Origin of the sequence: Nocardia sp. NPDC060220, assembly GCF_042727815.1 — a bacterium.
Taxonomy (GTDB): Bacteria; Actinomycetota; Actinomycetes; order Mycobacteriales; family Mycobacteriaceae; genus Nocardia.
Genome location: NZ_JBHWZY010000310.1, coordinates 1 through 7306, shown reverse-complemented (window position 1 = coordinate 7306; position 7306 = coordinate 1). Strand labels below are relative to the sequence as shown.

The window sequence follows — 7306 nt, the reverse complement described above, 5'->3', positions numbered from 1 at the left end:
CTGGCTCGACACCTCGATGGAACTGCGCTCGGCACTGGAAAGTCTGCTGCTGCACGACGCTATCGGCATGGATGCCAAGATGCGCCACGCCATCGCCGCCGTCGTCCACCTCGCCGTCGACACCCCCCATGGCCCGCCCGAGGACGCCGAGGAATTCCTCGGCCGCCTCGATGCCTCCTGGCTGGTCGCGGCCTGGCTCGGCCACGACACCGAACTCTCCCTCATCGCCACCCTCGCCGCCGGCGAGATCCCCGCCCTGTCCTGGTGCGAACTGATGTTCACCACCACGCTGGCACCATGGTCGACCAGCCCGGTCGCGGTCCACGCACGACGGGTGTTCGGGGCGGTGCAGCGGGGGTCGTTAGGGGCGCTTCGAGCTCAGGTCGGCTGAGTCAGCGTTCGACGACGGTGACGCCGAGCTCGCGTAGGCGGTGCCAGATTTCCGGCGGGAACAAGTGCCGGCAGCGCACCGTGTACGCCGACTAGTCGGTCGGTAGCTGTGGATCTATGTCAGCGAAGGAACTCACCCAGCGGTGGGGTGGGCGTGCGGAGTTGGGCTCGTCGGGGCGGTGTACGCCGACGACTTGCCAGCCCGCGGCGACGGCGGCGTCGAGTTCGTCCGGGTGGTCGGAGAGGAACAGAATGTCCTGTGGGGGGACCCCGATGCGGTCGGCGATGGATTCGTAGGAGGCGGGTGCGCGTTTGGGGCCCGCGGTCACCAGGTCGAAGTGGTCGGTGATGAGGCCGGACAGATCGCCCGCGTCGGCGAAGGTGAACCAATCGCGTTGGTTGCGTTCGGATCCCGAGGAGTAGACGAAGAGCTGGCAGCCGTTGGCGTGCCATGCTTTCAAGGCGGGTGCCACATCGCCGAAGAAGCGGCCGCGCAGTGCGCCCGCGCGGAAGCCCTGGGCGCAGATCGCGCCCTGTGCTGTCTTGAGCGGCTCGGCTTTGACATCGGATTCCAGCCAGCCGCGCAGGATCTCGGCGACGCGGTCGGGCCCCGCATCGGGTTCACCGGCGAGCTCGCGGGTCGCGGTGAGCACCGAATCGGCTGTGCCATCGGTGTTCTCGGACAGCCAGGCGGGCAGGTGAGCGGAGGTGTAGCCGTAGAGGTCGGTGCGGACCGCGTCGGTGGGGCTGGTGGTGCCCTCGATGTCGAGGACGATCGCGCGGGTCACGCGAGCAGTTCGTCGAGTGTCGGGAAGCCTGCGCTGATCTTGTCGCCGGTGAAGTCGCCCACCCAGCCGTCGGCCTCCTCGAAGAAGCGCAGGGCGATGAAGTCGGGGGTGGTGCCCATGTCGAACCAGTGCAGCGTGCCCGCGGGGACCGAGAGCAGGTCGCCCGCTTCGCAGACAGTCGCGAGCACCGCGTCGCCCACGTGCAGGTAGAAGCAGCCACGGCCCGCGGCGAAGAAGCGCACCTCGTCCTCGGCGTGGCGGTGCTCGTCGAGGAACTTCGCGCGCGCACCGGCGGCCGTGGCAGGCCACTCCGGGTTGTCGGCGTCCGGGTGGATGCGGGCGACATCGATGTGCTGGTAGCGGCCCGAGGCGTTGAGTTCGGCGATCTGCGGGCCGTAGTGGGTGAGCAGGGTGTCGGAGTCCGTGGCGGCGGCGTCGGCGAGCACCTCCCAGTGCGAGTACGCGATGCCGTGCTGAGCCAGCTCGGCGCCGATCTCGGTGGGGTCGGTGGTGCGCACCCGGACGTCGGCGGCGTTGTCGGCGGCCATCACTTGCAGCAGGGTCATGTCGGTCCGATCTCGAGGGGCGTGGCGTCGGTTCGTCCGGTGCGGGCGATCAACTCGCACAGGGCTTCCAGGCATTCGGCGCGATCGCGCGCCTGGGCAAGAGTGTCACCCCAGGTGGTGATCCCGTGCCCGGTGATGAACAGAATCGGTGGTGCAGAGGGGTTTTCGCGGAGGTGGAGCTCGATATCGGCGCCGATCCGTGCTACATCGGGCCAGTTCGCGAACACCGGGACCACCACAGTCGACGGGTCCGCGAGGCCGAACCCCTTGAGCAGCTCGAAACCGCTGATCCGCAACGGGGTCACCGTCTCGCCGGGTCGCGCGGCAGTGGTTGCCAGTGCGGTGGCGAAAGGGGAATGCACGTGCACGACCGCGCCTGCGGGGCGGGTGCGGTACACGGCGGTGTGAATGCTGGTCTCCGCGGACGGTTTCCGGCTCTGGCCCGAATGCGCGGTGGTGTCCGAGATCCCGACGAGCACGCAATCGTCGGCGCTCAGTTCACCTTTGGACAATCCGCTGGCGGTGATGAGCAACGCGGGCCATGTGCCGAGGCTGTCGAGGGCAGCGCCGGCCGTCACGGGCCCCGATGGTGACGCGGGCGCCTCGATCCGCACCGAGATGTTGCCGGCCGTACCCGGCATCCACCCCCGGCCATAGAGCTGACGCGCGGTGCCGGCGATCGCCCGGCCTTGTTCGGTGAAAGCCACGGTGCTCCCGGCGTCCGACGGATCGTCGCGATCCGCGATCCGCGATCCGCTGCCGGGTCCGTCCGTGGCGGTCGCCCGGCCCTGCGCGTCAAAGGAATCCGAATTGCGGTAGACCACACCGTTTTCCGTGACCACGGCGGTGACGAGGTCGGTGGGTGTCACATCGAAGGCGGGGTTGAATACCGCGGTGTCCGTCGGTGCGATGGCGACGCCACCGAATCCGGTGACTTCGGCCGCGGCCCGCTGTTCCACCACGATCTGCGCACCGGTCGCCATCGCGGTATCGCGGGTGGACTCCGGCGCGACCACGATGAACGGAATGCCGTGGTGGCGGGCGGCCAGCGCCAGAGTGAAGGTGCCGATCTTGTTGGCGACGTCGCCGTTGGCGGTGATCCGGTCCGCGCCGACCAGCACGGCGTCGACCTGACCGGTCGCCATCGCCCAGGCGGCGGCGGAGTCGATGGTCAGGCGATGTGGAATGCCCGCCTCGGCCAGTTCCCACGCGGTGAGCCGCGCGCCCTGCAGCAGCGGGCGGGTCTCGTCGACGATCACGTCCGCGACGGCGCCGCGCTCGTGCAGCACCCGCAAGGCGCCGATCGCGGTCCCCACCGCGCTGGTGGCCAGGCGCCCGGTATTGCAGTGGGTGAGCAAGCGCAGCGGCTGCCCACCGCACAGGCGTTGCACCAGATCGGCGGCATGGGTGGCGGCGGCCAGGTTGACCCGCCCGTCCTCGGCGAGCATGTCGAGAGTCTCGGCCAGCACCGCGTCGGCGCCCTCGGCGATCCGGGCTCGCACCCGGTCGACCGCCCACGCCAGGTTGACAGCGGTCGGCCGGGCCGCGGCGATCCGGTCGGCCTCGGCCTGCACAGCCGCCACGTCGACCACGTCACCGGCGCGACCACCTGCCCCGCCGGGCGAGTGACTCGGCGAGTCCACCGAGCCGCCGTGAGTGTGCGCCCTGGTGGCGATGACCACGCCGAACGCGCCCGCGATCCCGATCGCCGGAGCGCCGCGAATGGCGAGGGTGGTGATCGCCTCGATGATCTCGTCGACGGTGCGCAGGCGCAGTTGCCGCACCTCGTGCGGCAGTCCGCGCTGGTCGACGGTGACGAGCGCACCGTCGTCCCAGATCAGGGAACTGTCGTCCATCTCCGGCGTCCTGTCTGCGTGGCGATTCTGGCTGATAAACGGTATCCGACCTGGTCGCGACTCGATCCTCGGGGCCCGCGCGCAGCGGTGCCCGTCGAATGGGCGGCGGTCCGTTACTCCGCGGCGTACTCGGCCTCGCGCTCCACCGCGTCGATCGTGCGCTGCGGGACCTGCACGGGGCCGGGCGTGTAGGTGATCGCGCGCAGGCTCCCGGTATAGCGGAACGGTCCGCGGCGCTCGCGCAGATCCCACGAGACCGGACCGCGCGCGTCGACGCCGACGGAGATCCCGGTCCACGGTGCCATGCCGACCAGTTGCACCTGATCGGTGAGTTCCGCGAGCGGCGTGCCGTCGACCTGGATGGTGAAGTCCCAGCGCAGACGCGGCTCGATGGTGGCTCGTACGGTGATCTCGCGCGTCCCGATGGGCAGCGGCACGCCCACCGACGCGTACCGCCCATAGCTGTTCACGCCGAGCACTACTTCGCCGTCCTCGATGTAGAGCAGGTACCCGCCGAGCGGGTCACCGTGCGCCACGAGTACGCCCTCGTCACCGAGCCGGAATCCGGCCACCTCGGCCCGCTCCGCGACATCGGGCGCTGCGTCCGAAGCCCGCGATGTCGTGGGCGCCGTCGCGGCGGCGGGCGGTCGGGCCCCCGTCAGGTCGGCGGTGATGGTGAAGTCGCGGTAGGCGATGAGGCGCTGGGAGCGGTAGCGCTCGAGGGTGGGGGTGCCAGGGAGGAGGCGGACCGGCGCGGCGAATCGGGCTTCCTCGGGGCGGCGGCGGAACAGGTCGGCGCGCGTCAGCAGTGGAAAGACTGTGTTGGCCCAGGCCGACTCGTCCCATGCGGTGGCGAGTTCGGCGGCCTTGTCCGGGTACTGCGCCGAAAGATCGTGCAGCTCTGTGGGATCGGCGCGCACGTCGAACAGTTGCCAGTTCGGCGCGTCGATGTCGGCGTCGGCCTCGTGCAGCGACAGCAGCTTCCAGCCGTCGCGGTAGAAGCCACGATGACCGGTCATCTCCGAGTACTGCTCGGTGTGGCGCGTCGGGGCTGCCGGATCGCGCAGCAGCTCGGCCGCGGAGATTCCGTCGAAGTCCTTGGCGGGCAGCCCGTTACGCACAGAAGGGCGGTCCAGGCCCGCCAGGTCGAGCAGGGTCGGCGCGAGATCGGTGACGTAGGCGTATTCGTGGCGGATACCGGAATCGGTGCCGGTGCGCGGCAACCCCTTCGGCCACGACACCACCAGTGGCACTCGCACGCCACCGGCGAAGGTCTGGCCCTTGTAGAACCGGAACGGCGTGTTGGACGCCTGACCCCAGCCGCGCGGGTAGTGCACGCCCAGCTTCGCGGTGCCGATCAGGTCCTCGTCGTGCGGGACATCGCCCACCCAGTCGGGATCGTCGACGTGGGCGAACTCGGCGAAATAGGAGCGCGTGCCCTCCGGTCCGCCCTCGGCGGTGCCGCCGTTGTCGGAGGTGAACACGATGATGGTGTTGTCCAGTTCGCCGAGATCGTCGAGCAGGTCGACGATCCGACCCAGGCTCTGGTCGATGCTGTCGACCATGCCCGCGTACACCTCCATGTACTTGGCGTAGCGCCGCTGCTCGTCGGCCGACAGCGAATCCCACTCCGCCGCTTCGTAACCCGGCTCGGTGTTGCGCGGCTTCTGCTCGGTGCCCGGCGGGAACAAGCCCTGGGCCAGCTGTTCGGCGAAGCGTCGCCTGCGTAGTTCGTCCCAGCCCTGGTCGTAGCGACCCCGATACTTGGCCTGATCCTCGGCCTTGGCCTGCAACGGCCCGTGCATCGCCACGTGCGCGAAGTACAGGAAGAACGGTTTCTCCGCATCGTGCGCGCGCAGATCCTTGATGTAGGACAGCGCCTTGTCGGTGAGATCATCGGTGAGGTAATAGCCCTGCGGGTACTCCTCCACGTCGACCACCGAGCTGTCCGAGACCAGCTGGTTGGGATAGTAAAAGGAGTTCAGACCCTCCAAAGACCCGTAGTAGCGGTCGAATCCGCGCTGAGTCGGCCAGGAGTCCCGATGCGCCGACGGGTTCATCGTGGCGTCGCGCACCAGATGCCATTTGCCCACCGCGTAGGTGGCGTAGCCGTTGCCGCGCAGGATCTCCGGGAGTGTGAGCACATCGTCGGCCAGTTCCAGGCGCAGGCCGGGGTAGCCGGGGTCGGCGTTGGCCACGAAGCCGAAACCCGCTCGGTGGCTGTTGATTCCGGTCAGCAGTGCCGCGCGTGAGGGCGAGCACAGTGGCGTGGTGTGGTAGTTCGAGAGTCGAACACCCCGGGCCGCGAGCCGGTCCAGGGTCGGCGTCTCGATCTCGGAACCGAACGGGCCGATATCGCTGTAACCCATGTCGTCCACGAGCACGACGATGATGTTCGGCGCGCCGGCGGGCGCGGTGGGGGGATACGTCCAATCGGGGGTCGACTCCGCGGACGTGCGACCGGCCGAGCCGCCGAAGGATGCGTAACCGCGAGCATGGGGTGGAACAGGCATTCTGGCAGTAAAGGCGACGTATCCGCTGGTCACCAGGGTTATGTGCAGTGTGCGTGGAATCGGTGACCGGTCCGCCGCAACTTGTTAGCGTCACTGCCGTGCCCACGAATCAGCCACCCTGCTGCTGTTCGTGTCGCGTCCTGCGCGGCTGACGAACGCCCACGACGTTCGCGGCCGATCCGATGTGTTCCCTTTCCCGCGGTGTGCTGTGCACCCTCCTCGGCCCGCCGCGCGGGTCGATGCGTCTTCGAGGATCTTCACGATGAGTTCAACGCCCAGTGGCTTCGGCCGCCGAAACTTTCTGCGCACCAGCGGCATCGCCGCCGCGGCCATCTTCGGCGGTGCCGCGCTGGCGGCCTGCACCTCGGCGGTCTCGGAACAGAAAGCGGGCGGGGACGGCGCGACACCGGTGCGTGGCGGCACCCTGAAGGTCGGCATCCGTGAGGACCTGGTGCCGGCGAACCTGCTCACCAACACCGCCGCGACCCCGGTCGTGATCGGCCTGGTGTACGAGTCGCTGATCCGCTACCCGAACGACAAGCTGGAACCGCAACCATTACTGGCCACGTCGTGGCAGCTCGCCGCCGACGGCCGTTCGCTGAGCCTGGACCTGCGCGACGACGTGAAGTTCCATTCCGGGCGTCCCTTCACCGCCAAGGACGTGGAGTTCTCGCTGCGCACCTACGCCGACGCCAAATGGTCGGCGCAGCTGCGTAGTTCGGCCGCCGCCGTCACCGGGTTCGACATCGTCTCGCCGACGCGGATCGTGTTGCAGCTCGCCCATCCACTGAGCAACATCTACGACCTGCTCGACACCGTGCCGATCCTGGACAGCGAAACCGCCGACAAGCTCGGCACCGGCGACACCTATATCGGCACCGGTCCCTTCAAATATGTCCAGCGCGTGCCGAACTCGCAGTTGATCTTCGAGAAGAACCCGAACTACTGGGTGCCCGAGCGCCCGTACCTCGACCGGGTCGAGGTCTCGATCATCCCCGACCCGAACGCGCTGCTGAACGCGTTGAAGTCCGGTCAGATCGCCGCGGCGCGCGAACTCGGCTACCGCGATGCCGAAAATCTCGGCAAGAGCGGCGGATTCACGGTGCACGACCTCGAAGGCGCCGAGCTGCAAGCCTATGTCGGCGTCAATGTGACCGAACCCGCGCTGGCCGATGTCCGGGTGCGCCAGGCCA

General features: G+C 68.8%; 5 protein-coding genes and 1 pseudogene. 2 read left to right on the top strand and 4 right to left on the bottom strand.

Features of this window, described 5'->3' with window-relative positions; genetic code table 11:
- Positions 1 to 391 (top strand): annotated as a pseudogene (locus ACFWF3_RS17540) (hypothetical protein); the annotation flags it as partial.
- Between the two features lie 91 nt (positions 392 to 482).
- On the opposite strand, the gene mtnC reads toward ACFWF3_RS17540, so the two are convergent.
- The 4 genes from mtnC to ACFWF3_RS17520 form a co-directional block, all read right to left on the bottom strand.
- A complete protein-coding gene (mtnC, locus tag ACFWF3_RS17535; protein WP_379314475.1) occupies positions 483 to 1178 on the bottom strand; it encodes an acireductone synthase in 696 nt (231 codons plus the stop codon).
- Positions 1175 to 1744 carry an acireductone dioxygenase gene (locus tag ACFWF3_RS17530; RefSeq protein ID WP_379314474.1) on the bottom strand — a complete coding sequence of 190 codons (570 nt, stop codon included), beginning with the start codon at positions 1742 to 1744 and terminating at the stop codon, positions 1175 to 1177. The genes mtnC and ACFWF3_RS17530 overlap by 4 nt, the downstream gene beginning before the upstream one ends.
- Positions 1741 to 3600 carry an S-methyl-5-thioribose-1-phosphate isomerase gene (gene mtnA, locus ACFWF3_RS17525; RefSeq protein WP_379314473.1) on the bottom strand — a complete coding sequence of 620 codons (1860 nt, stop codon included), beginning with the start codon at positions 3598 to 3600 and terminating at the stop codon, positions 1741 to 1743. The genes ACFWF3_RS17530 and mtnA overlap by 4 nt, the downstream gene beginning before the upstream one ends.
- A gap of 113 nt (positions 3601 to 3713) precedes the next feature.
- The gene (locus ACFWF3_RS17520) at positions 3714 to 6113 is read right to left on the bottom strand and encodes an arylsulfatase (RefSeq protein WP_379314472.1); all 2400 of its coding nucleotides are present in this window, start codon (positions 6111 to 6113) and stop codon (positions 3714 to 3716) included.
- Between the two features lie 262 nt (positions 6114 to 6375).
- Between ACFWF3_RS17520 and ACFWF3_RS17515 the strand changes: the two genes are divergently transcribed.
- Positions 6376 to 7306: ABC transporter substrate-binding protein (locus ACFWF3_RS17515; protein WP_379314471.1), on the top strand; the 931-nt coding region annotated here is incomplete at its 3' end.

Coding starts and splice junctions, on each gene's coding strand:
- ACFWF3_RS17530 (WP_379314474.1), bottom strand. CDS start 1,744: ATGACCCTGCTGCAAGTGATGGCCGCCGACAACGCCGCCGACGTCCGG.
- mtnA (WP_379314473.1), bottom strand. CDS start 3,600: ATGGACGACAGTTCCCTGATCTGGGACGACGGTGCGCTCGTCACCGTC.
- ACFWF3_RS17520 (WP_379314472.1), bottom strand. CDS start 6,113: ATGCCTGTTCCACCCCATGCTCGCGGTTACGCATCCTTCGGCGGCTCG.